Source organism: Actinocatenispora rupis, from assembly GCF_016861975.1.
Taxonomy (GTDB): domain Bacteria; phylum Actinomycetota; class Actinomycetes; order Mycobacteriales; family Micromonosporaceae; genus Actinocatenispora; species Actinocatenispora rupis.
In genome coordinates, this window is record NZ_BOMB01000028.1 from 91,755 (window position 1) to 114,978 (window position 23,224).

At 72.9% G+C, this 23,224-nt stretch carries 24 protein-coding genes; 16 read left to right on the forward strand and 8 right to left on the reverse strand.

The genetic code is table 11. The annotated features are described in order from the left end of the window. Positions 1-254: 254 nt before the first annotated feature. The 5 genes from Aru02nite_RS24250 to Aru02nite_RS24270 all read left to right on the forward strand — a co-directional run bounded on the left by Aru02nite_RS24250 (position 255) and on the right by Aru02nite_RS24270 (position 5,082). On the forward strand, positions 255-1,616 hold the full coding sequence (locus tag Aru02nite_RS24250) for a CehA/McbA family metallohydrolase (protein ID WP_275408710.1): 1,362 nt from the start codon (positions 255-257) through the stop codon (positions 1,614-1,616). Positions 1,617-1,689: 73 nt separating this feature from the next. Beyond that, entirely contained in the window at positions 1,690-2,769 is a 1,080-nt protein-coding gene (locus Aru02nite_RS24255; RefSeq protein WP_203661545.1) for a hypothetical protein, read from the forward strand. A gap of 79 nt (positions 2,770-2,848) precedes the next feature. Then, positions 2,849-3,577, forward strand: coding sequence for a DedA family protein (locus tag Aru02nite_RS24260; RefSeq protein WP_203661547.1), 729 nt, complete (start codon positions 2,849-2,851; stop codon positions 3,575-3,577). Further along, the gene (locus tag Aru02nite_RS24265; RefSeq protein ID WP_203661549.1) at positions 3,574-4,014 is read left to right on the forward strand and encodes an MFS transporter; all 441 of its coding nucleotides are present in this window, start codon (positions 3,574-3,576) and stop codon (positions 4,012-4,014) included. Before Aru02nite_RS24260 ends, Aru02nite_RS24265 begins: the two co-directional genes overlap by 4 nt. 147 nt (positions 4,015-4,161) lie before the next feature. Then, positions 4,162-5,082, forward strand: coding sequence for a hypothetical protein (locus Aru02nite_RS24270; protein WP_203661551.1), 921 nt, complete (start codon positions 4,162-4,164; stop codon positions 5,080-5,082). A gap of 46 nt (positions 5,083-5,128) precedes the next feature. Here Aru02nite_RS24270 and Aru02nite_RS24275 read toward each other — a convergent pair whose 3' ends face one another. Further along, entirely contained in the window at positions 5,129-5,488 is a 360-nt protein-coding gene (locus tag Aru02nite_RS24275; RefSeq protein WP_203661673.1) for an ArsR/SmtB family transcription factor, read from the reverse strand. A gap of 125 nt (positions 5,489-5,613) precedes the next feature. Here Aru02nite_RS24275 and Aru02nite_RS24280 point away from each other — a divergent pair, with 125 nt between their 5' ends. Next, entirely contained in the window at positions 5,614-6,549 is a 936-nt protein-coding gene (locus tag Aru02nite_RS24280) for a S66 peptidase family protein (RefSeq protein WP_203661553.1), read from the forward strand. A 5-nt stretch (positions 6,550-6,554) separates the two neighbouring features. Here the strand turns inward: Aru02nite_RS24280 and pyrE are convergent, their stop codons facing one another. From pyrE to clpB, 5 genes are all read right to left on the reverse strand, one after another. After that, on the reverse strand, positions 6,555-7,091 hold the full coding sequence (pyrE, locus tag Aru02nite_RS24285; protein ID WP_203661555.1) for an orotate phosphoribosyltransferase: 537 nt from the start codon (positions 7,089-7,091) through the stop codon (positions 6,555-6,557). Between the two features lie 37 nt (positions 7,092-7,128). Next, complete coding sequence (locus tag Aru02nite_RS24290; RefSeq protein ID WP_203661557.1) at positions 7,129-7,908, reverse strand: SDR family NAD(P)-dependent oxidoreductase; 780 nt, start codon at positions 7,906-7,908, stop codon at positions 7,129-7,131. A 125-nt stretch (positions 7,909-8,033) separates the two neighbouring features. Then, positions 8,034-8,642 (reverse strand): hypothetical protein, encoded by a 609-nt coding sequence (locus Aru02nite_RS24295; protein ID WP_203661559.1) that lies wholly within the window; start codon positions 8,640-8,642, stop codon positions 8,034-8,036. Positions 8,643-8,719: 77 nt separating this feature from the next. Beyond that, entirely contained in the window at positions 8,720-9,319 is a 600-nt protein-coding gene (locus Aru02nite_RS24300; RefSeq protein ID WP_203661561.1) for a hypothetical protein, read from the reverse strand. A 121-nt stretch (positions 9,320-9,440) separates the two neighbouring features. Continuing rightward, entirely contained in the window at positions 9,441-12,035 is a 2,595-nt protein-coding gene (clpB, locus tag Aru02nite_RS24305; RefSeq protein ID WP_203661563.1) for an ATP-dependent chaperone ClpB, read from the reverse strand. A 103-nt stretch (positions 12,036-12,138) separates the two neighbouring features. On the opposite strand from clpB, the gene Aru02nite_RS24310 reads away from it, so the two are divergent. From Aru02nite_RS24310 to Aru02nite_RS24340, 7 genes are all read left to right on the forward strand, one after another. Beyond that, positions 12,139-12,291 (forward strand): hypothetical protein, encoded by a 153-nt coding sequence (locus Aru02nite_RS24310; protein ID WP_203661565.1) that lies wholly within the window; start codon positions 12,139-12,141, stop codon positions 12,289-12,291. A 58-nt stretch (positions 12,292-12,349) separates the two neighbouring features. Then, positions 12,350-12,922 carry a TetR/AcrR family transcriptional regulator gene (locus Aru02nite_RS24315; RefSeq protein ID WP_203661567.1) on the forward strand — a complete coding sequence of 191 codons (573 nt, stop codon included), beginning with the start codon at positions 12,350-12,352 and terminating at the stop codon, positions 12,920-12,922. A gap of 103 nt (positions 12,923-13,025) precedes the next feature. After that, positions 13,026-14,246 carry a Cmx/CmrA family chloramphenicol efflux MFS transporter gene (locus tag Aru02nite_RS24320; RefSeq protein ID WP_203661569.1) on the forward strand — a complete coding sequence of 407 codons (1,221 nt, stop codon included), beginning with the start codon at positions 13,026-13,028 and terminating at the stop codon, positions 14,244-14,246. 178 nt (positions 14,247-14,424) lie between these two features. Further along, positions 14,425-15,174, forward strand: a complete 750-nt coding sequence (locus Aru02nite_RS24325) for an SDR family NAD(P)-dependent oxidoreductase (RefSeq protein WP_203661571.1) — start codon at positions 14,425-14,427, stop codon at positions 15,172-15,174. A gap of 85 nt (positions 15,175-15,259) precedes the next feature. Next, the gene (locus Aru02nite_RS24330; RefSeq protein WP_203661573.1) at positions 15,260-16,234 is read left to right on the forward strand and encodes an aldo/keto reductase; all 975 of its coding nucleotides are present in this window, start codon (positions 15,260-15,262) and stop codon (positions 16,232-16,234) included. 4 nt (positions 16,235-16,238) lie between these two features. Beyond that, positions 16,239-16,886 carry a TetR/AcrR family transcriptional regulator gene (locus Aru02nite_RS24335; RefSeq protein ID WP_203661575.1) on the forward strand — a complete coding sequence of 216 codons (648 nt, stop codon included), beginning with the start codon at positions 16,239-16,241 and terminating at the stop codon, positions 16,884-16,886. After that, the gene (locus Aru02nite_RS24340) at positions 16,876-17,280 is read left to right on the forward strand and encodes a RidA family protein (protein ID WP_203661576.1); all 405 of its coding nucleotides are present in this window, start codon (positions 16,876-16,878) and stop codon (positions 17,278-17,280) included. Before Aru02nite_RS24335 ends, Aru02nite_RS24340 begins: the two co-directional genes overlap by 11 nt. Positions 17,281-17,293: 13 nt before the next feature. Here the strand turns inward: Aru02nite_RS24340 and Aru02nite_RS24345 are convergent, their stop codons facing one another. Next, complete coding sequence (locus Aru02nite_RS24345; RefSeq protein ID WP_203661578.1) at positions 17,294-18,127, reverse strand: PaaX family transcriptional regulator; 834 nt, start codon at positions 18,125-18,127, stop codon at positions 17,294-17,296. A gap of 124 nt (positions 18,128-18,251) precedes the next feature. On the opposite strand from Aru02nite_RS24345, the gene Aru02nite_RS24350 reads away from it, so the two are divergent. From Aru02nite_RS24350 to Aru02nite_RS24360, 3 genes are all read left to right on the forward strand, one after another. Beyond that, complete coding sequence (locus Aru02nite_RS24350; protein ID WP_203661580.1) at positions 18,252-19,838, forward strand: AMP-binding protein; 1,587 nt, start codon at positions 18,252-18,254, stop codon at positions 19,836-19,838. Positions 19,839-19,935: 97 nt separating this feature from the next. After that, positions 19,936-20,448, forward strand: a complete 513-nt coding sequence (locus tag Aru02nite_RS24355) for a cation:proton antiporter regulatory subunit (protein WP_203661581.1) — start codon at positions 19,936-19,938, stop codon at positions 20,446-20,448. 4 nt (positions 20,449-20,452) lie between these two features. After that, positions 20,453-21,727 (forward strand): cation:proton antiporter, encoded by a 1,275-nt coding sequence (locus tag Aru02nite_RS24360; protein ID WP_203661583.1) that lies wholly within the window; start codon positions 20,453-20,455, stop codon positions 21,725-21,727. A 45-nt stretch (positions 21,728-21,772) separates the two neighbouring features. Here the strand turns inward: Aru02nite_RS24360 and Aru02nite_RS24365 are convergent, their stop codons facing one another. Further along, a complete protein-coding gene (locus tag Aru02nite_RS24365; protein WP_203661585.1) occupies positions 21,773-23,017 on the reverse strand; it encodes an outer membrane protein assembly factor BamB family protein in 1,245 nt (414 codons plus the stop codon). Positions 23,018-23,224 lie beyond the last annotated feature (207 nt).

The window sequence follows — 23,224 nt, forward strand, 5'->3', positions numbered from 1 at the left end:
GCAGAGCGCGGCAGATTGGTACGACCGATTATTGTTCAATTGTGCACTTGTTCAACAATTGGACAAGTCAACAGTTGAACAATCGATTGCCGACTCTGCCCTCTGCCCTCTGCCCTCTGTCCACTGTGGACTGAGCGACGTGCGCGCCACGTACCTCCGCGACACCACCCCCACGCACCGCCCCCACGCACCACCCCCTCGACACCGCCCCCACCGCCCTGCACCGCACCCCGCCCTGCGCGCAGACTGTCGTCATGGACATCCGCACGTACACCGGGCATCTCACCCCGGGCGCCCCCGATTACGTGTACCTGCCGGTCTCGGTGCCGCCGGGTACGAGTCGGATCGGGGTGCGCTACTCGTACGACCGCGTGCCGGGGAACGCCTGCGACATCGGCGTGTTCGACGAGCGGGGTACCGCTGTCGGGTTCCGGGGCTGGTCGGGTGGGGCGCGGGACCAGTTCGAGATCGGCCCGTACGAGGCGACTCCGGGGTATCTGCCGGGTCCGGTGGGTGCGGGGACGTGGCACGTGGTGCTGGGCCCGTACACGGTGGCGCCGGGGGGCATGGACTACACGGTCACGGTGACGTTGGCGGACGAGCCGGTTCCGGCGGCGCGCCCGGCGGTTCCGGGTGGGTTTCCGCCGGCGGACACGGGGCGGGGGCCGGGCTGGTACCGGGGGGACTGTCACCTGCACACGGTCTTCTCGGACGGCCGGCGTACGCCGGGTGAGGTGGCGGCGGCGGCCCGTGCCCGGGGGCTGGATTTCCTGGGCAGTTCGGAGCACAACACCCCGGCGTCGCATCCGGCGTGGGGCGCGCACGCGGGCCCGGATCTGCTGGTACTGACGGGTGAGGAGATCACCACCCGGAACGGGCACTGTCTGGCGATCGGTCTGCCGCCGGGCACGTGGATCGACTGGCGGTTCCGCGCGGCGGACGGGGTGTTCGACGGGATCGCGGATCAGGTACGGGAGGCGGGCGCGCTGCTGGTCCCGGCGCATCCGTACGGGACGTGTGTGGCGTGTTCGTGGAAGTTCGGGTATGCCCGCGCGGACGCGATCGAGGTGTGGAACGGCAGCTGGGAGCTGACGGACGAGGCGACGCTGGCGATGTGGGACGGGCTGCTCGTCGCGGGGGACCGGTGGATCCCGGCGATGGGCAACAGCGACGCGCACGCGCACGACGACGTGGTCGGCCTCCCCCAGACCGTGGTGTACGCCGACGCGCTGTCCCGTACGGGGATCCTCGCGGGCATCGCGGCGGGGCGTTCGTGGATCGCGGACGACGCGGGGGTGGGCCTGACGTTCGAGGTGAGCGCGGGTGGCACGCGGGCGGGCATCGGCGAACGGCTCGCGGCCGGCCCGGACACCCCGGTCACCGTCGCGCTCGACGTCACGGGCGTACCGGACGGGACGGTGCGGCTGGTGACCGACCGCGGGACCGTACACACGGCGCCGGCGGACGGGCCGGTGCGCTGGACGACGACGGCGCGGTACACGAACTACGTCCGGGCCGAGGTACGGCACGACGACGACGTCACGCCGTACGGGTCGATGGCGGCGATGACGAACCCGGTGTTCGTCGACCGGGCCGACGCCGTACGGGCCGGTTGAATCTCGGCGAAACCGCCGCCCGCCCGCCGGGAACGGGAGAAGCTCTCCCCAAGCAACGTATCGGGGGGCGGGCGTGGCCGAGGAGACCGAGCACCACCGGCACCGGGAGAACGCGGCGCTGCGCGACTGGAAGGACGCGATCACCCCGCGTACGACGCTGCTCGTGGTCGGCGTGTTCGTGCTGCTGCTCGCCTTCGCGTACTCGTACATCGGTGGGCTGCACGACCCGAAGCCGCACCACATCGACGTGGCGGTGAGCGCGCCGGCGGCGGTACGCGGACAGCTGATCGACAGGTTGAACGCGCTGCCCGGCGAGCCGGTCAAGGCCCGCGCGGAGAACGACCCGGCCACGGCGCGCCGCCAGGTCACCACCCGCGACGCCGACGGCGCGTTCGTGGTCACGCCGACCGCGACCGGCGGTACCGGACGGTTGTTCGTGGCGAGCGCCGCCGGGCCCGCCATGTCCGCGGCGTTGACGAAGGTGTTCACCGCGTTCGCGCCGAGGGCCGGGCTGCGGCTCACGGTGGTCGACACGACGCCGGTGGCGCGCGCCGACAACGACGAGCTGTCCTCGTTCTACCTGGTGGTGGCGTGGAGCGTGGGCGGCTACCTGGTCGCCTCGATGCTCGGCATCTCCGCCGGTACCCGCCCCGCCAACCTGCGCCGCGCCCTGATCCGCCTCGCCGCCATGGCGGTCTACTCGGTACTCGCCGGGCTCGGTGGCGCGATCATCGTCGGCCCGGTACTGCACGCGCTGCCCGCGTCGGTCGGTGACCTGTGGTGGATCGGCGCGCTGCTGGTGTTCGCGACGGCCGCGTTCACCATGGCCTGCCAGGTACTCGCCGGCGTGATCGGCATCGGCATCGCCATCGCGGTCTTCGTGGTACTCGGCAACCCGAGTTCGGGCGGGGTGTGGCCGTGGCCGATGCTGCCGACGTTCTGGCGGGCGATCGGGCCGTGGATCACGACCGGTGCCGGCACCCAGACCGTACGGAACGTCACGTACTTCGGCTCGCACAACATCACCACGTACCTGCTGGTCATCTGCGGGTACCTGGTGGTCGGGGTGGCGGTGGGGCTGCTGGTGCCGGCGCTGAAGAACCGGCGGCCCCGGCGTACCGGCCGGCCGGCGCACCTCGCGCCGGAAGGCTGACCGCCGGGCGCCGTGTCCCGCGGCACCCGGCCCGTACGGCCGAAGCCGCCGTTCACGGGCGCCCGGTACGCTTCCGCGGGTGGACCATGAGCAGACCCGGGCGAGCACCGAGATCCTGGCGGTCAACCTCCTCGATCCCAAGTCCCTGATCGGCTCGTTCGGGCTCGTCGGTGTGTACACGGTGATCTTCGTGGAGACCGGGCTGTTCTTCGGGTTCTTCCTCCCCGGCGACTCGCTGCTGTTCATCGCGGGCATCGCCAGTTCGTCGGTGGCGGAGCAGCTGGTCGGCGCGAAGCTGTCGTTCCCGGCGCTGATGGTCGGCGTACCGATCATGGCGATCGCGGGCGCACAGCTCGGCCACTTCCTCGGCGCGAAGTTCGGGCGGTCGCTGTTCGACCGACCGGAGTCCCGCATCTTCAAGGCGCAGTACGTCGAGAAGGCGGAGCACTACTTCAACAAGTTCGGCCCGGCGAAGGCGGTCGTACTGGCCCGGTTCATCCCGGTGGTGCGGGCGTTCCTCAACCCGGTCGCCGGGATCCTGGAGATGCCGGCGAAGAAGTTCCTGCTGTGGAACGTGATCGGCGGCGTCGTCTGGACCGACAGCATCCTGCTGCTCGGCAACCGTACGGCCGGCGTCATCCCGCCGAGCGTCATCGACCGGTACGTGCTGCCGGTGATCGCCGCGATCGTGGTGATCTCCGTCCTGCCGATGCTGATCGAGCTGGTCCGCGGGATCCGCGGTCGCCGCCGCGCCGCCGCCGAGACCGAGTCCACCGACGCGCCGGAGGAGCCGGCCACCCGGCGGTGACCCGGCTCGCCGTCCTCCGCGACCCGCGCTTCGCCCTCCTCACCGGCGCCCGCACCGTCTCCGTACTGGGCAACGGTTTCGCCGCCGTCGCCCTCGCGTTCGCGGTACTCGCGCTCGGGCTCGGCGCGCCGCTGTGGCTGACGCTCGCCGCCGCGCTCGTCTGCGGCATCGGCAGCGACGTGTTCGGCGTGCTGTGGACGACCACGCTGCAACGGGAAGTACCGGCCGGGGCGATCTCGCGGGTGTCGTCGTGGGACCTGTTCGGGTCGCTCGCGGTGGCGCCGATCGGCATCGCCGTCGCGGGACCGCTGGCCGCGGCCGTCGGCGTACGCCCCGCCCTCGTCGCCTCCGCCGTACTGATGGTGCTGGTCACCGTGGTGGCGCTGGCCGCGCCCGACGTACGCCGGCTGCCGGCGCGGCACGCCCCCGTCGCCTGACGCACCGCCGGTCACCACGACACGTGACCGCACGCCACCAGTCGGTACTCCCCGGGTGCGTATACCCTGGGCCAGTCCTGAGGCCGTCTGCGCGCCATAATCTCAACGTCAGACCGCCCCGCAGCCTCCGAACCGCCGGAGAGTCCGATGCCACCCACCGAGCCGACCGGGCGCGACGTCGGTCCGTTCCGTGGTGTGACCACCGTGCGGGTGCACGGCGCGTTCGAGATCTGCCGGGGCGCGGACGACGAGGGCCGGGCCGTCACCATCCTGACCATGGGCCCGTCCGCCGCCGAGGACCGGGCCCTGCGCGCCGTCTTCACCGAGGCGTACGAGTGGGCCCGCGCGACCGGCCCCGGCCCGGACGAGTTCGTCGGCGCGGAACTGACCGCCGACCAGCCGTGGATCGCCAGCCTCGACTCGCCGACCGCCCCGGGCGTACGGCGACTGTTCGACCGGCTCGTCTCCGCCGTACGGCCGCCCGCGCCCGGCCGGCACACCGGCAACATCCCCAAGATCACCGACACCGGACCGATCCCCCGCGTACCGGCCGGGCCGGCGCCGCGCTCCGGTCCGGCGGGCCGGCCACCGGGACCACCGCACGGTCGGCCTCCCGTACGGGCGGCGGGGCCGCACACCGGGCAGATCCCCCGCATCGCGGAGGCGCCGACGGCGCAGCATCCGCGGGTCGAGCCGCCGACGCACCACACCGGCCAGCTGCCCCGGCCACACCAGACCGGGCAACTCCCGCGTACGCACCAGACGGGCCAGCTGCCGCGTACGCAGCAGACCGGGCCGCTCCCCACGCACCAGACCGGGCCGTTGCCGACGCACCAGACCGGGCAGCTGCCGCGGATCGAACCGACGGGCCACCGGCCGGCGATGCCGCCCTACCAGGGCCCGGCGTACACGGCGGCGCCGCGGCCGATCGCCCCCGCGAACGCGGCACCCCGGCGGCGCCCGACCTCCGGCGGCCGGGTCCTGCCCGTCGTCCTGGTCCTCGTGGCCGTGGCGGCGGTCGGCGTACTCGCGATGCTCGTCGGCATCCTCGTCGCCGTCGCCCGGTGACCGCCCGCGCCCCCGCGGCGGCCCCGGGTGCGACCCGTGGTCCCGGTCAGGACGCCCGGGACGCGCGGCGCCGGCGCGGCGGCGCGATCAGGCTGGCCACGGCGGCCAGCGTCGGCGGAACGATCCGGTAGTACGCCCAGACGCCGCGCTTCTCGCGCTCCAGCAGGCCGGCCTCGGTGAGGACCCGCAGGTGGTGGCTGACCGTCGGCTGGCTCAGGCCGAGCGGGCCGATCAGGTCGCACACGCACGCCTCGCGCCGCGGCGCGGACTGGATCAGGCTGAGCAGCCGGAGCCGAGCCGGGTCGGCCAGCGCCTTGAGCAGACCCGCCAGCCGGTCGGCCTCGGCCGCGGCGAGCGGCTCACCGGTCAGCGGCGAGCGGGCGGTCGCTTCGGTCGTCGTCAGCACTGCGGTCACGTGCCTTCATCCCCCCTGGACATTCAGCATCATGAATATTTGCCGGTACCTATAGCCTTAACGCCGCTGACTGCGGTAGGTAACGGCCAACCGCGCGCCATCTCTACGCTGTCCGGGTGAGCATCGACTCGGCACCGCTGTTGCCCCCCGCACTCCGCCCAGGCGACCAGGTCGTACTCGTGTCGCCGTCGGGGCCGGTGCGTCCCGAACACGTCACGCCGGGCATCGACCTGCTGCGCAGCTGGGGGCTGACCGTCACGCTCGGCGCACACGCGTACGACCGGGAGGGGTACCTGGCGGGCAGCGACGCGGACCGGTTGGCGGATCTGCACGCCGCCCTGCGCGACCCGGCCGTCCGCGCCGTACTCTGCACCCGCGGCGGCTACGGCGTGCAGCGGATCGTGGACGGACTGGACCCGTCGTCCGTACGCGACGATCCGACGATCGTGCTCGGCTTCTCCGACATCACCGCGCTGCACCTGGCGCTGTGGCGCACGGCACGGCTGGCCACGCTGCACGGTCCGGCTTTCGCGCTGCGTATCGCGCCGGATCCGGCGACCGTCGCGTCCCTGCGCGCCGCGCTGTTCGAGCCGGCGCCCGTGGTCGTCCGCGCCAGCGACGACGAGCCGACCCGCGCGGTCACCACCTCCGGGCGGGTCGCCGGGCGGCTCACCGGCGGCAACCTCGCCATGCTCACCGCATCCCTCGGTACTCCGGACGCGCCCGACACCGACGGCGCCGTACTGCTCGTCGAGGACATCGCCGAGCAGCCGTACAAGGTGGACCGGATGCTGACGCACCTGCACCGCGCGGGGGCGCTGGCCAAGGTCGCCGGCGTCGCGGTCGGCCAGTTCACCGACTGCGACGGCACCGACCCGACCGTGCTCGACGTCCTCGCCGAACGGCTGCACGACCTGGGCGTACCGGTGCTGGGCGGGCTGCCGGTCGGGCACGGCGACGTCCGGCACACCGTGCCGCTGGGTACCCGGGCGGTACTCGACGCCGACGCCGGCACCCTCACCGTCGACCCCGGCGTACGCCCGGCGGGTTAGGAGGGTCAGGAGAGGCCGAGGTCGGCCAGCGAGTACGCCGCCCGGTACTCCAGCCCCGCGGCACGTACCGCCTCGCCCGCGCCGCGGTCGACCACCACGGCCACGCCGACGACATCCGCGCCCGCCTCGCGCAGCGCCTCGACCGCGTCGAGCACGCTGCCGCCGGTGGTCGACGTGTCCTCGACCGCGAGCACCCGGCGGCCGGTCACGTCGGGGCCCTCGATACGGCGCTGGAGGCCGTGCGCCTTGCCCTGCTTGCGCACCACGAACGCGTCCAGCCCGTGCTGCCGCGCCGCTCCCGCGTGCAGTACGGCGGTGGCGACCGGGTCGGCGCCGAGCGTCAGCCCACCGACCGCCTCGTACCCGAGGTCGGCGGTGAGGTCGAGCATCACCCGGCCGACCAGCGGGGCCGCCGCGTGGTGCAGCGTCACCCGGCGCAGGTCGACGTAGTAGTCGGCCTCCCGCCCGCTGGACAGGACGACCCGGCCGTGCACGACGGCCAGGTCCTTGATCAACTGGAGCAGGTTCTCCCGATCGGACACGGGCCCAGCCTAGAGCCCGCGACCCCGGCGTCCACCGTCACTCCCGGGTACGCGAGCCGCCCATGCTCGGTACCCGGTGCAGGACGGCGCGCGGCAGGTGGGCGAGCGCCGCCGACGCCACCTTGTACCGGACGGTCGGCACGCTGACGAGCTTGCCGCGGCGCAGGTCCCGCAGCCCCGCGGCGACGACCTGATCGGCGTCCAGCCACAGGAAAGCGGGCATCTCGCCCATGTCGATACCGGCGTTGTCATGGAACTCGGAATGCGTGAACCCGGGACACAGCGCCATCACCTTCACGCCGTGCCGCCGCGCCAACTGGCCGACCGAGTCGCTGAAGTTCGTCACCCACGCCTTGCTCGCCGGGTACGTCGAGCCCGGCATGACCGAACCGAACCCGGCCACCGACGACACGTTCACGATCGCGCCGCGGCCGCGCTGCGTCATCACCCCGAGCGCGGCGTGCGTCAGCCGCATCACCGCGACGACGTTCAGCCGCAGCAGGCGTTCCTCGTCGTCGGCGGTGTTCCTGGGGAACGGCCGGTGCAGCGAGATGCCGGCGTTGTTGACGAGCATGTCGACCGGGCGGTCCGCGTCGGCGAGCCGGGCCTCCACCGCGGCGCACCCCTCGGCGGTCGACAGGTCCGCCGGAATCGTCTCGACCGCGACCGTCCACCGGTCGGCCAGCTCGGCCGCGGTGTCGGACAACCGGTCGGCACCGCGGGCGACGAGGACCAGGTCGTAGCGCGCGAGGGCCAGCCTGCGGGCGAACGCCGCGCCGATCCCGGCGGTCGCTCCGGTGACGAGTGCAGTGGGCATGTGGGCCACCTCCCGGGAGACCGCCATGATGGCTCACCGCCGACCCGCGACGCCATCCGGGTCACCCGGCCAGGTCGCGGGCGCGGGCGGTCGCGGTCACCACCGGCCCGCGACCACCCGGTACGTCAGAACGCGCCGGGGTACGGCGGGTACTGCTGCGCCGGCGGTACGGGCGGCTGCTGGGCGGCGGCCTTGTTGCGGGTGAAGAACTCGGTCGACGGCTTCAGCGCGAGCAGCACGATGACGCCGCCGTGCGCGAGCAGCAACAGGATCGTCAGCAGCAGCGAGATCCAGCGGTACCAGGGGATCGCGGCGTAGATGTCGACGCCGCCGGAGGTGCCGGCGCCGGTGGCGGTGCCGAGCGCGCCGCAGATGCCGCACAGCACGTACAGCCCGGAGACGACGAAGCTGGCGATCCGGGTGCCCTGCTTGCCGCGCAGGTTGCCCAGCACCAGGAACACGATCAGCACCGCCAGCAGGATGTAGAACACCATGCTGCCGACCTGGCTGACCTTCATGATCGACTTGAACGTGCCGGTGTCGGTGACGCCGGCCGTGTCGTACGCCGCGGTCAGCTTGGGCATCGCGACCAGGGCCAGCGCCGCGGTCACCAGGCTCAGCAGCACGGTGAACATCTGGAGGCCGCCGGCCGCGGTGACCGTGGTCGGCCGCTCGCCCGGTCCGGGCTGCTGCGGCGGTGGCATCGCCGACGGCGGCATCGGGGGGTACGTCATGGCGGGTGTCCTCCGCGTGGTCGGTGGGGGTCGCCGGACGGTGGGCCGGGCGAAACCGTCCGGCCCACCGTACCGATTCAGTACCCGTACGGGCGGTACGGCGCGGCCGGGGCCTGCGGGGCGGTCGACGCGGCGCCGCGGATCCAGCGGCCGACCGCCGGCATGATGATCGCGATCATCGCCGCGACGACGGCGATCAGCGCCAGGCTGCCGGAGACGGCGGCGCCCGCGACCACCCAGCCGCGCGCGATGTCGCCGATGGAGTCCTGCGACGACGAGGCGCTGTTGTTCAGCTCGTTGACGACCAGCCCGAACATGCCGAGACCGGACAGGCAGCACAACCGCACCAGTACGCAGACGCCGCCGGTACACCAGAGGACGATGCGGCCCGCGTTCTTCTGGCGCATCAGCAGCGCCGCGCCGATGCCGAGGCCGATGGAGACCAGCAGGTTCATCAGGATCGTGGTGATCAGGTACGGCCGGAGCGCGGTGGTCGCAGTGCCCGTCGAGTCGTTGATCCCGGTACTGAAGTCGTTGAACATCAGCACCTCGAACGCGGTCTCGGCCAGCGTCGCGAGGATCGTGACGAACGTGCCGGCCATGCCGATGAGGAGTGGTGTCGGCCTGCCGGCCGGTGGCGTCGGTGCCGGTCCCGTCGCGTACGGAACGCCGTACATCCACGCCTCCCCTGGATCCGTATCCGTCGGTGTCAGCACCGGACCCTACGGCAGGAACGCAAACGGGCCGGGCCCCACGCGGGGTCCGGCCCGTCTCGGTTCGTCAACGGTCAGCCGCCGGTCACGACGCGCTGGTCACCTCCAGGCCCGCGCCGTCCTCGGCGCGCCGTACGACGACGGTGTCGCCGTCGCGGACGGTGCCCGCCAGCAGTTCCCGGGCGAGCTGGTCGCCGATCGCCGTCTGGATCAGCCGGCGCACCGGGCGCGCACCGTACAGCGGGTCGTAGCCGTTCTCGGCCAGCCACTTGTGCGCGTCGTCCGACACGTCCAGGGTGAGCCGGCGGTCGGTCAGCCGCTTCGCCAGCCGGGCGACCTGGATGTCCACAATGGACTCCATCTCGGTGGTGTCGAGCGCGTGGAACACCACCACGTCGTCCAGCCGGTTCACGAACTCCGGCTTGAAGCTCTCCCGTACCAGGCCCAGCACGGCCTGCTTCTTCTCCTCCTCGGTGAGCGTCGGCTCGACGAGTACCTGCGAACCGAGGTTGGAGGTGAGGATCAGGATCGTGTTCCGGAAGTCGACCGTACGGCCCTGGCCGTCGGTCAACCGCCCGTCGTCCAACACCTGCAACAGGATGTCGAACACGTCCTGGTGCGCCTTCTCCACCTCGTCCAGCAGGACCACCGAGTACGGCCGGCGGCGGACGGCCTCGGTGAGCTGGCCGCCCTCCTCGTACCCGACGTAGCCGGGCGGGGCGCCGACGAGCCGCGCCACCGAGTGCTTCTCCCCGTACTCCGACATGTCGATGCGGACCATCGCCCGCTCGTCGTCGAACAGGAAGTCGGCGAGCGCCTTCGCCAGCTCCGTCTTGCCCACCCCGGTCGGCCCCAGGAACAGGAACGAACCGGTCGGACGGTTCGGGTCGGCGATGCCGGACCGGGCCCGGCGTACCGCGTCGGAGATGGCGGTGACCGCCTCGGCCTGGCCGACGACCCGCTTCGCCAGCTCCTGCTCCATCCGCAGCAGCTTCGCCGTCTCGCCCTCCATCAGGCGGCCGGCCGGGATACCGGTCCACGACGCCACCACGTCGGCGATGTCGTCCGGGCTGACCTCCTCGTTCAGCATGGCGCCCTTGGCCTGCAGCTCGGCCAGCTCCTGGCCGGCCTCCGCGAGCTGCTTCTCCAGCTCCGGGATCCGCCCGTACCGCAGCTCGGAGGCGCGGCCCAGCTCCCCGTCGCGTTCGGCCAGCTCGGCCTCGCGCTTGATCTGGTCCAGTTCCTCCTTGGTGTCGGAGATCGCGGTGATGTGCTGCTTCTCGTTCTGCCAGCGCTCGTTCAGCGCGGTGAGCTGTTCGCGCTTGTCGGCCAGCTCGCGGCGCAGCTTCTCCAGGCGCTGCGCGGAGGCGTCGTCGCCCTCCTTGGACAGCGCCATCTCCTCGATCTCCAGCCGCCGTACGGCGCGCTCGATCTCGTCCACCTCGACCGGCCGCGAGTCGATCTCCATCCGCAGCCGGGACGCGGACTCGTCGACCAGGTCGATCGCCTTGTCCGGCAGGAACCGGTCCGTGATGTACCGGTCGGACAGCGCGGCGGCGGCCACCAGCGCGGCGTCCGTGATCCGTACGCCGTGGTGCACCTCGTACCGTTCCTTGAGGCCGCGCAGGATGCCGATGGTGTCCTCGACGCTCGGCTCACCCACGAACACCGGCTGGAACCGCCGCTCCAGCGCCGGGTCCTTCTCGATGTGCCCCCGGTACTCGTCGAGCGTCGTGGCGCCCACCATGCGCAGCTCGCCGCGCGCCAGCATCGGCTTGAGCATGTTGCCGGCGTCCATCGCGCCGTCCGCCTTGCCCGCGCCGACCACCGTGTGCAGCTCGTCGATGAACGTGATGATCTGGCCCTCGGAACCGGTGATCTCCTCCAGGACCGACTTCAGCCGCTCCTCGAACTGCCCCCGGTACTGCGCGCCCGCCACCATCGCGCCCAGGTCCAGCGACACGATCCGCTTGTTCTTCAGGCTCTCCGGTACGTCACCGGCCACCACCCGCTGCGCCAGGCCCTCGACGATCGCCGTCTTGCCGACGCCGGGCTCACCGATCAGCACCGGGTTGTTCTTCGTACGCCGGGACAGCACCTGCACGACCCGGCGTACCTCGGCGTCGCGGCCGATCACCGGGTCGAGCTTGCCCTCGCGCGCCCGCGCCGTCAGGTCGATCCCGTACTTCTCCAGCGCCTTGTACGTCTGCTCCGGGTCGGGCGTCGTCACCCGCCGGTCCCCACCACGTACCACCGGGAACGCGGCGACCAGGTTCTCCTCGGTCGCGCCGGCGTCCTTCAACGCACTCGCCACCGCGCCGCCGACCTGCGCCAACGCGGCCATCAGGTGCTCGGTCGACACGTACTCGTCGCCCAACGGGCGGGCGATCTGCTCCGCGGCGTTGATCGTGTTGACGACCTCGCGCGAGATGTTCGGCTCGGCGACGGTCGACCCGGCGGCGGCCGGCAGCCGCTTGAGCGCGGCCTCGGTCGCGCTCTCCACCCGGCCCGGGTCGGCGCCGGCGGCCCGCAGCAGCGCGGTCGCCGTGGACCCCTCGGTCGACAGCAGCGCGTCCAGCAGGTGCCACGGCTCGACGGTGGCGTGCCCCTTGCTGGTGGCGGCCGACACCGCGGCGGCGATGACCTCGCGGCTCTTGGTGGTCAGGCGTTCGACGTTCATGCTCTCCCCGCAGCAGACTCGTGGATTCCATCCGCTTCAACCCGGCAAGAGTTGAGTCTATTCCGCTCAACCCAGCCGTGCCGCCACTGCGTACGATCCGCCCATGTACGACGCGCCACACCGCGCCCGACCCCGAGTACCGACGGGGGTGGCGGTCGGGTCGGTGGCGGTGTGCTTCGCGGGCGGGCTCACCAGCGCCGGCGCCCTCTGCCTGGCCGCCACCACCCGCACCGCCCGGTACGCGCGGCGGGCGTGATGATCGTCGCGGCGGGAATAGTGGAACGCACTGTCTAGAACTGTTAGCGTTCGTCGACGTGGGACGACCCAAGGAGTTCGACGTCGACGAGGCGGTCGACGCGGCGATGCACGCGTTCTGGGAGCGGGGCTACGAGGCCACGTCGACCCAGGACCTCTGCGACGCCACCGGGCTCTGCCGGAGCAGCATCTACCACACCTTCGGCAGCAAACGCGAGCTGTACGAGCGGTCCCTCGCCCGCTACGACGAGACCCGTACGGCGGATCTGGTCGGGGCGTTGCGGCAGGACGGCGCGGCGGCCGACAAGCTGCGCGCGGTGTTCGACACCCTGCTCGCCCAGGAGACCGGCGAGGAACGCGGCTGCTTCGCCGTGAACACCCTGGTCGAGCTGGGTGGCGTGGACGACGACCTCGCCGCCGGCGCCCGCCGGGGCCTCGACTCGCTGCGCGACGAGCTGCGCTGTGTGATCGAGTGCGGGCAGGCGGCCGGCGAGATCACCCGCGACCGGACCGCCGACGCCCTCACGGACTTCGTACACGGGACGATGCTCGGGCTGCGGGTGCTGGGCCGCGGCGGCGCCGGCCGGGACACCATGGAGCACGTGGTCGCGGTGGCCATGGCCGCGCTGTAGGTCCCTTTACGTCACGACATCCCTTACGCCACAACGGATTCACGACTCTCGGGCATCGTCGCCCGAATACTAGACCGATCAGTACACAACTGGGGGACCTCCGATGCCGCTTGCGGTGTACATCCTCGCGCTGAGCGTCTTCTCGCTCGGTACCAGCGAGTTCGTGATCTCCGGGCTGTTACCCGAGATCGCCGGCGACCTGTCCGTCTCGATCCCGACCGCCGGGCTGCTCATCTCCGGCTTCGCCATCGGCATGCTCGTCGGCGCCCCGATCCTCGCCGCCGCCACGCTCAAGCTGCCGCGCAAGGTCACGCTGGCCGGCGCGCTCGGCGTGTTCATCGTCGGCAACGCGCTCGCCGCGCTCGCCCCGACGTACTCGCTGCTGTTCGGCGCGCGGGTGGTGACGGCGCTCGCGACCGCGGCGTTCTGGGCGGTCGGTGCGGCGACCGCGGTCAAGCTGGCGCCCGCCGGCGCGCACACCCGGGCGCTCGCCGTGATGGTCGGCGGCCTCACCGTCTCCAACATCATCGGCGTACCGCTGGGCACGTTCATCGGGCAGCACCTGGGCTGGCGCGCGGCGTTCCTGGTCGTGGCCGGGATGGCGGCGATCGGCCTGCTGGGCGTACTCCTGGTCGTGCCCGGTCGGCGGAACGCGCTCGCCGGCGGCCCGGTGGAGTCCGAGCGGCCGGACCTGCGGGCCGAACTCAGCGCGTTCCGGCGCGGCCGGCTGTGGCTCGCGCTCGCCACGACCGCGCTGGTACAGACCGGGTTCATCGCGGTGTTCAGCTACCTGACGCCGCTGCTGACGCGTACCAGCGGGCTGCCCGCGAGCCTGATCCCCGGCGTACTGCTGCTGTTCGGGCTCGGCAACCTGGTCGGCATCACCCTCGCCGGCCGGTACGCCGACCGCCACCAGCTCGGCACCCTCTACGTCGCCGTCACCGCAACGATCCTGGTACTCGGCGGCCTGGCGGTGTTCGCGGGCTCGGCGGTGGCCGCCGTGATCCTCGCGTTCCTGATGGGCGTGGCCGGGATGGCGTGCGCGCCGTCCATGAACGGGCGGGTGTTCTCGCTCGCCGGCGCCGCGCCGACGCTGGCCTCCTCGGTCAACGTGTCCGCGTTCAACACCGGCAACACGCTCGGCCCCTGGCTGGGCGGGCTGGTCATCGGCGGCGGCCTCGGGTACGCCTCGACCGCGTGGGTCGGCGCGCTCGTCGGCGTCGGCGCGCTCGGCCTGGCCGTCCTCTCCGGAGTACTGGACCGGCGCGCCCGGCGTACCGAGGCGGTCGAGGCCGAGCCGGCGCTGGACCCGGTGGCCGCCTGAGGTTTCTGGCGCGCCTTTGCGCTGAGCACCTGTACGCATCAGTGCGTACAGGTGCTCAGCGCATTCCTGTCGTGTGCAGCCGCGATGATGTGTCCAGGTATGCCAGACCAGGCGCGATGCGTATGGGTGAGCAGAGCAAAGGAAGCCCGGACCGGGGGCGCGGCGGTAGCCTGCGCGCATGGCGGGGCGGATCGCGCTGGTGACGGGCGCCGGGCGGGGGATCGGGGCGGCGGTCGCGCGCCGGCTGTCGGCGGCGGGGCACCGGGTGGCGCTGACGGCGCGTGGCGACCTGGCTCCGGCCGCGGCGGCCTGCGTCGGCGAAACCCTTGCCGTACAAGGGGATCTGACGGATCCGGCGGCGGTGGAACGGATCGTCGGCACGGTCGAGGAGCGGTGGGGGCCGGTCGAGATCCTGGTGGCGAACGCGGGTGCGGCGATGTCCGCGCCACTGACCCGTACGACGGACGAGGACTGGCTGCGGCTGCTGGAGCTGAACCTGACCGCGCCGTTCCGGTGTGTACGGCGGGTCGTGCCGGGCATGGTCGCCGGCGGGTACGGGCGGATCGTGGCGGTGGCGTCGGTGGCCGCGCGGCACGGCGAGAAGTACCTGGCGGCGTACACGGCGAGCAAGCACGGGCTGCTGGGCCTGGTACGGGCGACGGCCGCGGAGCTGGCGGGCACCGGCGTCACCGCGAACGCCGTGTGCCCCGGGTACGTGGACACGCCGATGACGGACGCCAGCGTCGCGACCATCGCCGCCCGCACGGGTCGTACGCCGGCGGAGGCGCGCGCGGTGCTGGCCGGCAAGCAGCCGATCGGCCGGCTGGTCACGGTCGACGAGGTGGCCGACGCGGTCCTGCTCTGCGTCGGTACGGCCGCTGTCACCGGCCAGGCGATCAACGTCGACGGCGGCGCCGTCCAGTCCTAGGTACCCCTCGGAGCACCTCGTGACAGCGTCGCGCGTCGATGTTAGTGTCAATCACATTGTGAACGTGACTAACATGGGAGCGGCGATGAACGCACGGCGGCTCGGGCCGACGGACATCGAGATCAGCCCGATCGGACTGGGGTGCCTCCAGTTCGCCGGCAGCGGCCGGCTCGCGTCGCTCGGCGCCCGGCCGATCGACCAGCCGACCGTGGACGCCGTCGTCGGCGCCGCCCTCGACGCCGGCGTGACCTGGTTCGACACCGCCGAGGGGTACGGCCGGGGACACTCCGAACGGGCGCTGACCAGCGCACTCACCGCCCGTGGCGTACCGCCGGGTGGGGCGACGATCGCGACGAAGTGGACGCCGACCGGGCGTACCGCTGGGCACCTCCGGCGCTCGATCGGCGACCGGCTCGACCACCTCCAGGGCCACCCCGTCGACCTGTACCAGATCCACGAGCCGTACAGCAGCCTGTCGTCGGTGCCGGCGCAGCTGCGGGCGATGGCGGCGCTGCACCACGCCGGGGCCGTACGGGCGGTCGGCGTCAGCAACTTCAACGCCCGCCGCATGACCACCGCGTACGAGACGCTCCGCGCGGAGGGCGTGCCGCTGGCGTCGAACCAGGTGCAGATCAACCTGCTGCACCGCGGCATCGAACACTCCGGCGTACTCGACACGGCGCGGCGCCTCGGCGTCACCCTCATCGCGTACTCGCCGCTCGCCGGCGGCATCCTCACCGGCCGGTACCACGACGATCCGGCGCAGGTGGCGACGGTGCCGAAGGGGCGGCGGTGGACCGGCCGCGGGGCGTACGGCACGGCCGGGCTGGCGCGCACCCGACCGCTCATCGACGCGCTGCGTACCGTGGCCGAAGCGCACGACGCGACCGTCGCGCAGGTGGCGCTCGCCTGGCTCGTCACGTACTACGGCGACACCGTGGTCGCGATCCCCGGCGCGTCCCGGCCCGCGCAGGCCACCGAACTCGCCGGCGCGATGCGCGTCACGCTCACCGACGCCGAGGTCGGCCGGATCGACGCGATCTCCCGCCGGCTAGCCTGATGACGTGCGCCGACCACCCGCCAAGAAGCAGCGGTACCACCACGGTGACCTGCGGGCGGCGCTGGTCGACACCGCCGTCGACCTGATCGCCGAGCGCGGCGTCGCCGGGTTCTCGCTCGCCGAGGCGAGCCGCCGCCTCGGCGTCGCCGTCAGCGCGCCGTACCGGCACTTCGCCGACCGGGACGAGCTGCTCGCCGCCGTCGGCGTACGCGCCTGCCAGGTCCTCGTCGCCGCCGTCGACACCGAACGCGCCGGCGCCGACGGACCGGTCGCCGAACTCGCCGCCATCTCCCGCGCGTACGTGCGGTTCGCGGTGGCGCACCGGCCGCTGTTCGACGCCGCGTTCGGCGCGAAACTCGACCGCACCCGGTATCCGGAACTGGACGCGGCGACCCGGCCGCTGAAGGAGGCGTTCCTCGCCGCGGCCCTGGCCCTGTCCGACGGCGACCGGGACCGGGCCGAAGCGCTCGCCGTCGCCGTCGGCGTCACCGCACACGGCCACGCCACAATGGCTCTACTGGGCGGATTCGGGCCCGGCGGCGGGACGGCCGTCGACCGCGCCGACGCGGCCGCACGCGCACTCGTCGCCGGGCGCACCGCACTCGGCACGTACCCGGAAGGCATGACGAGAGGGGACCACGGTGGCCGCTGACAACCGGCGCATCGACCCGGCCGGGCTCGCCCCCGCGCGCGGCTTCTCGCACGCGGTGGTCGCCACCGGACGCACCACCGTGTACCTCGCCGGGCAGACCGCGCTCGACGCCACCGGCGCCATCGTCGACGGGGACGTGGTCGCCCAGTTCGAACGCGCCCTCGGCAACCTGCTCGCCGCACTCGACGCCGCCGGCGGCGACCCCGCCCACCTCGTCCGCGTCACCTGCTACCTCACCGACATCCCCGGGTACCGGGCGCGCGCCACGGAGATCGGCGCCGTGTGGCGGCGGCTCGCGGGCCGCGAGTACCCGGCGATGGCGGCGATCGGCGTCACCCGACTCTGGGACGACACCGCCCTCGTCGAACTCGACGGCATAGCCGTCCTCCCCTGACCGAAACCCCTGGTCAGGGGGTTATGAGGGTGTGGACGTGGTCGTGGGCCGGGGCGGCGAGGCGGTCGCGGAGCGCGGCGAACAGGTCGGCGGCGGCGGCGCCCGGCCAGCGGGCCGGCAGCAGGTCGGCCGGCAGCCCGGGATCCAGGTACGGCAGGCGCCGCCACACGGTCAGCGCCTCGATCCAGTCGGCGAACGCGGCGGCGCGGTGCGCGTCCGGTTCGCGGCGCCGCCAGCGGGCGAGCACCGGCCGGTACCCGGCGAGGAACTCGTCGTACTGGGTGCGGAGGCCGGGGAGGTCCCACCACGTGCCGATGGCGGTACGCAGGTCGGTGAAGGCGAGGTAGTCGGCCCGGAACAGGTCCACATAGGACTCCAGGCCGAGCCGGCGGAGGACGGCGACGGTCGCGTCGTACCGGTGGGCGGGGGCGACGCGGACGCCGGGCGCGGCCGTACCGAAGCCGAGCCAGGTGAGCCGGGTGCGCAGGGTGTGGCGCTTCTGGCGTTCGGTTTCGGGGATGGAGAAGACGGCGAGCAGCCAGCCGTCGGGGCCGCCGGGGGCGGGCGGGGCGAAGATGCGTTCGTCGCCTTCGCGGAGGATCTCGCGGCCGGCGTCGGACAGCGCGTACCCGGCGGCGCCGGCGACGCGGCGCGGTTCGAGCAGGCCGCGGCGTTTGAGCCGGGAGATGGCCGAGCGGACGGCCGGTTCCTCGACGGAGAGTTCGGCGAGGAGCCGGACGAGCGCGGCGACGGGCAGGAAGCCGCCGGCCTCCCGGGCGTACAGCCCGTAGATCGTGACGATGAGGGCCCGCGGCGTGAGCCCGTGCCCCTCGTCGCTCTCGTTCACGCGGCCACAGTAGTACGAACGGGTATTGCGGGGGATTGACTGGCGTCACGAAGGCGCGATACTGGCGGCAGGCGGGACCGCGCGTCGGCTCGTGGCGGGCGACCCCGACCCCAGGGGAGTCGCCATGCCGCTGTCCCGATCCGCGCACCTCGACACGTTCACCCGCGACCACCTGCCGCCGGCCGACCAGTGGCCGGTGTTCCGCTTCACGCTGCCCGAGCTGCACTACCCGGAACGGCTCAACTGCGCCGTTTCCCTGCTCGACGACACGATCACGCGGTACGGCCCGGACCGGCCCTGCCTGCACTCCGACACCACGACCTGGTCGTACGCCGAGCTGGCGGTGCGGTCGAACCAGCTCGCCCACGTACTCGTCGACGACCTCGGCCTGGTGCCCGGCAACCGGGTACTGCTCCGCGCGCCGAACACGCCGTGGCTGGTCGCCGCGTGGCTCGCGACGCTGCGCGCCGGGTGCGTCGTCGTCACCACGGTGCCGCAGCTGCGCCCCGCCGAGCTGCGTACGGTCGGGGAGATCGCGCGGATCGACCACTCCCTCGTCGACGACCGGTACGCCGCGGACCTGGCCGCCGCCGACATCGCGCCGATGTCCGCCCAGAGCGAGCTGACGGAACGGGCGGCGACGAAGGACACCACGTTCCCGGCGTGCGACACGGCGGCGGACGACGTGGCGCTGCTCGCCTTCACCTCCGGTACGACGGGGCGACCGAAGGCGACCATGCACTTCCACCGGGACGTACTCGCCAACGCGGACACGTTCGCGCGGCACGTACTCCGGCCGCTCCCCGACGACCTGTACGCGGGGTCGCCGCCGCTGGGCTTCACGTTCGGCCTCGGCGGTCTCGTCGTCTTCCCCCTGTACGCCGGGGCCGCGACGCTGATGATCGAGAAGCCGTCGCCGGACGCGCTGCTCTCCGCCGTCGTCGAGCGCGGCGCCACCGGGCTGTTCACCGCGCCGACGGCGTACCGGGCGATGGTGGGGGCGCTGCCGGCCGGCGGGATGCGCGGGCTGCGCCGCTGCGTGTCCGCCGGCGAACCGCTGCCGCGCGCCACGTGGCAGGCGTTCCACGAGGCCACCGGGGTACGGATCATCGACGGGATCGGCGCGACCGAGATGCTGCACATCTTCGTGTCCGCCGCCGGCGACGACATCCGGCCCGGCGCGACCGGCCGCGCGGTCCCCGGGTACACGGCGACGGTGCTGGACGAGGACGGCGGCGAGGCGCCCGACGACACGGTCGGCCGGCTCGCCGTACGCGGACCCACCGGCTGCCGCTACCTCGCCGACCCGCGCCAGACCGACTACGTGCAGCGAGGCTGGAACATCACCGGGGACAGTTACGTCCGGGACCGCGACGGCTACCTCTGGTACCAGGCGCGCAGCGACGACATGATCATCTCGTCCGGGTACAACATCGCCGGACCGGAGGTCGAGCAGGCGCTGCTGGAACACCCGGACGTGGTGGAGGCCGGCGTCGTCGGTACGCCCGACCCGGCCCGCACCATGAGCGTCGTCGGGTACGTGGTGCTGCGCCCCGGCGCGACCGTCGGCGAGGACGACCTCAAGGCGTTCTGCAAGGCGCGGATCGCCCCGTACAAGTGCCCGCGGGCGGTCGTGTTCGTCGAGGCGCTTCCACGTACGTCCACCGGCAAGCTCATGCGGCACGAACTCCGGGCCCGCGCCACCCGCTGACTCCCGCCACCCGTCCACGGACCTGTCGGCTGCGCACATGTGCGGCTTGTAAGGTGCGGGTTCACATGACCGACGGGTACGCAGAGGGGTGGGCACGGTGCGGGTGAAGGTCGAGAAGGCTGTACTGCCGGGGATCGGGGTGCGGCACGACCTGGCGACCAGCTCGGGCCGCCGGATCGGCGTGATCACGCACCGGTCGGGCCAACGGGACCTGATCGTGTACGACCCGGACGATCCCGACGAGAGCAGCGACACCGTACCGCTGACCGACGACGAGGCCGACGCCCTCGCCGTGATCCTCGACGCGTCCCGGGTGCTCAGCCAGCTCGCCGGACTGCACGACCAGGTGTCCGGCGCGCTCGTCATCGAGCAGGTTCCGGTACGGCCGGGCTCGCCGTTCGTCGGCCGCCCGCTGGGCGACACCCAGGCCCGCACGCGTACGGGTGCCTCGATCGTGGCCGTACTCCGTCGCGGTGAGGCGCTGCCGTCGCCCGGCCCGGACTTCACGTTCGCCGCCGGCGACCTCGTCGTCGTGGTCGGTACGCGGGAGGGCGTGGACGGCGTCACCGACATCCTGGCGCACCCGGCGCCCCCGGGCAGGGCGGGGTAAACGCGTGAACACAGCCGCACTGCTGACCGAGATCGGCGCCCTGCTCCTCGCGCTCGCCCTGCTCGGCCGGTTCGCCCGGCGGATCGGCCTCACCCCCATCCCCCTCTACCTGCTCGCCGGGCTCGCGTTCGGGCACGGTGGGCTGCTGCCGCTGTCGGCGAGCCAGGAGTTCACCGAGGCCGGCTCCGAGATCGGCGTCGTCCTCCTGCTCGTCATGCTCGGTCTGGAGTACTCGGCCGACGAACTCGTCGGCAACCTGCGGAAACACGCGCCGTCCGGCCTGATCGACATGCTGTTCAACGCGCTGCCGGGCGCGGCGCTGGCGCTCATCCTCGGCTGGGGCCCCGTCGCCGCCGTCGTACTCGCCGGCATCACCTGGGTCTCGTCGTCCGGCGTCATCGCGAAGGTCCTCACCGACCTGGGCCGGCTCGGCAACCGCGAAACCCCCACCATCCTCTCGGTACTCGTCACCGAGGACCTCGCGATGGCCCTGTACCTGCCGATCCTCACCGCGCTGCTGGCCGGCTCCGGCCTGCTCATGGGCGGGCTGACCCTCGGCATCGCGGTACTCACCATCACCGCCGTACTCATCGTCGCGACGAAGTACGGCGGGGTGATCTCGGCGATCGTCTCCGCCAAGAACGCCGAGTCGTTCCTGCTCGGGGTGCTGGGCTTGACGCTGCTGGTGGCGGGCGTCGCGCAGGGGCTGAAGGTGTCGTCGGCGGTCGGCGCGTTCCTCGTCGGCATCGCACTGTCCGGCGAGGTCGCCGAACGGGCGTCGCAGCTGGTCAGCCCGCTGCGCGACCTGTTCGCGGCGGTGTTCTTCGTGTTCTTCGGACTGCACACCGACCCGCGTTCCATCCCCCCGGTACTCCTGCCCGCGCTCGGCCTCGCCGTGGCGACGATGGCGACGAAGGTGGCCACCGGGTACCTCGCGGCGAAACGCGCGGGGATCGCGCCACGCGGCCGGTGGCGGGCCGGGCTCGCGCTCACGCCACGCGGCGAGTTCTCCATCGTCATCGCCGGACTGGCCGTGGCGGCCGGGATCGAGAAACAGATCGGACCGCTGGCCACCGCGTACGTGATGATCACCGTGGTCACGGGTCCGCTGCTGGCCCGGCTCACCGACCTCGGGCGCGGCCGGTCCCGGCGCCGTGCCACCCCGGTACCGGCGGCGGCGCCGACCGCGGCGGTCACCGTCGAGGACCCGCTCGACGTCACCGAACTCGCCGGCCCGGCCGAACGCGCCGCCATGCGCGACCCGGACCGTACCGGCTGAGCTGGGGCGTGTCCGCACAGGTTGCTGGCCGGCTGCGCCGACACGCTAGGGCTGGCGCGGGAGCACGACGACGGGCGGTTCCGCGCCGAGCCCCATCAGGTACGGGTCGGTCTCGGTGACGGCGACCGTGCGCGGCGTCGCGTCGCTCACGTACGCGTCGGGGCGGCGCCGGAACTGGCGCTGCGACGCCGGATCCACGTCCGGCGCCACCACCGGCACGTCGGTACCGCCGGCCGCCTCCCCGGTACGCGGGGCATAGCAGGTCAGGCGCAGCGTGGCGGTGTCGCCGCCGGTGGTGCGGACGACGACGCACACGTGCCCGCCGTCCAGGTACGCCGGAGTCCCGGTGAACGTCCGGCCGGCCGGCACCGGCTGCCGCCACACCCGCCGCCCGGTACGCGGATCCGTTGCGGTGAGGCCGTTCCCGTCCGCGCGGAACAGCAACCCGCCCCCGGTACCGCTGCCGTCGGTCACGTCCCGCAACGTGCGTACCGTGCGGCCCGAGTCGGCGTCCCACACCGTGTCCGTACCGACGACGGTCGTGTCGTCGGTCGCCACCAGCGGACCGGCCACCGCGTCCAGCCGGTCGGACCCGTGCTGCCACGCCACCCGCCCGCTGTCCAGCCGGTACGCGCGGATCCGGCCCGGACACGCGCCCGCCGAACTCGTCGAACCGCTGCCGACCACCACCACCCGCAGCGCCGGCGCCGCGGCCCGCGCGTTGAACACGCACTCCTGACCGGGACGTACCTGCCAGCGCACGGTGCCGTCCGCCGGGTCGACCGCGACGAGCGCCTGCTCGGCGACCACCAGCAACCCGCCCCCGGCCGTACCCAGCAGGTGGACGTTGGTCACGTGGTCCAGCTGCCGGTGCCACACCGAACGGGCCGTACGCAGGTCGAGCCGCACCAGCAGCCCGTCCTCCCACAGCACGTACGCCGCGCCACGCGACACCGTGAACGCCTGCACGTCGTGCCCGTCCCGCCGGTACGTCCAGAACGCCGACCCGGTACGCAGATCGACCGCCGCCAGCCCGGCACGCAGCGTCTCTGCCTTCCCCCCGGTACGGATCCGGTTGCCCGCACCCACCACGGCGAGACCGTCCACCAGCCGTACCGGACCGGTGAAGCGGCCCAGCTCCGCGCGCGTGCCCGCCGTCCCCGGATACCCGCCGTACGGCCCCGACACCCGCTCGCCGTGGTGGTCCGTCGCCAGCCACCATCCGCCACACCCGGCCAACGCCAGTACCGCCACGGCCGCGACGGCGATCGCCCAGCGTCGACGCGTCATCCGCACCCTGCCACCCTAACCGCTGATTCCGGACGATTCCGTCCACCGGGCTGCCCGGTGCCTTGCGTACCAACCGGTCCGGCGAGTCCCGCCGGTTCCGTGCATCCGGTCCGGCGGGTCCGGGGTTGTTGCTGCCCGGCGATCGGTGAGTCTTGTTGCCGCGTCGGCCTGACGGTCCGGTGGGCCCGGGAAATCTCGTGCATCTGG

Coding starts and splice junctions, on each gene's coding strand:
- Aru02nite_RS24250 (WP_275408710.1), top strand. CDS start 255: ATGGACATCCGCACGTACACCGGGCATCTCACCCCGGGCGCCCCCGAT.
- Aru02nite_RS24270 (WP_203661551.1), top strand. CDS start 4,162: ATGCCACCCACCGAGCCGACCGGGCGCGACGTCGGTCCGTTCCGTGGT.
- Aru02nite_RS24290 (WP_203661557.1), bottom strand. CDS start 7,908: ATGCCCACTGCACTCGTCACCGGAGCGACCGCCGGGATCGGCGCGGCG.
- Aru02nite_RS24295 (WP_203661559.1), bottom strand. CDS start 8,642: ATGACGTACCCCCCGATGCCGCCGTCGGCGATGCCACCGCCGCAGCAG.
- Aru02nite_RS24300 (WP_203661561.1), bottom strand. CDS start 9,319: ATGTACGGCGTTCCGTACGCGACGGGACCGGCACCGACGCCACCGGCC.
- clpB (WP_203661563.1), bottom strand. CDS start 12,035: ATGAACGTCGAACGCCTGACCACCAAGAGCCGCGAGGTCATCGCCGCC.
- Aru02nite_RS24310 (WP_203661565.1), top strand. CDS start 12,139: ATGTACGACGCGCCACACCGCGCCCGACCCCGAGTACCGACGGGGGTG.
- Aru02nite_RS24320 (WP_203661569.1), top strand. CDS start 13,026: ATGCCGCTTGCGGTGTACATCCTCGCGCTGAGCGTCTTCTCGCTCGGT.
- Aru02nite_RS24325 (WP_203661571.1), top strand. CDS start 14,425: ATGGCGGGGCGGATCGCGCTGGTGACGGGCGCCGGGCGGGGGATCGGG.
- Aru02nite_RS24330 (WP_203661573.1), top strand. CDS start 15,260: ATGAACGCACGGCGGCTCGGGCCGACGGACATCGAGATCAGCCCGATC.
- Aru02nite_RS24350 (WP_203661580.1), top strand. CDS start 18,252: ATGCCGCTGTCCCGATCCGCGCACCTCGACACGTTCACCCGCGACCAC.
- Aru02nite_RS24365 (WP_203661585.1), bottom strand. CDS start 23,017: ATGACGCGTCGACGCTGGGCGATCGCCGTCGCGGCCGTGGCGGTACTG.